This window comes from Streptomyces sp. SID13726 (genome assembly GCF_010548375.1).
Lineage (GTDB): Bacteria > Actinomycetota > Actinomycetes > Streptomycetales > Streptomycetaceae > Streptomyces.
In genome coordinates this window covers 1-425 of record NZ_JAAGLY010000529.1, presented here as the reverse complement: position 1 = coordinate 425, position 425 = coordinate 1, and the positions used below count along the sequence as shown (strand labels likewise).

Below are 425 nucleotides of genomic sequence, written 5' to 3'. Positions count from 1 at the left end.
GAGCACCTTGCGGGGCGGGAGGCCCTTGGCCTGGGCCACCGTCACGTAGTCCTCGTCGAGGACGGTGATCATCATGTTCCGCATCCCGAGCACCCAGCCGCCGAGCGACGCGACGACGATGGTCAGGGCGGGCAGCGTGCCGTGCTGGACCACGTCCCAGACGAACTCCCACGACCACTCGGGCGACGCGCCCTTGCTGTACGCGTGGGACGCCGGGAACCAGCCGAGCATGCTCGAGAAGACCGCGATCGCGATGAGGCCCATCCAGAAGTACGGGACGGTCGAGAACAACGTCGAGATGGGCCCGATCGCGTCGGCCTTGCTCCCGCGGCGCCAGCCGATGATCGCGCCGAGGCCGCTGCCGAGGAAGAAGCTGAGGATCGTCGCGATGCCGACGAGCCCGAGCGTCCACGGCAGGGCGGCGG

The 425-nt window shown here is 69.6% G+C and carries 1 protein-coding gene; it reads right to left on the bottom strand.

Annotated elements, in window-relative coordinates; all coding sequences use genetic code 11:
* On the bottom strand, positions 1-425 hold a 425-nt coding region (locus tag G3I78_RS48950), incomplete at both ends, for an ABC transporter permease (protein ID WP_164437126.1).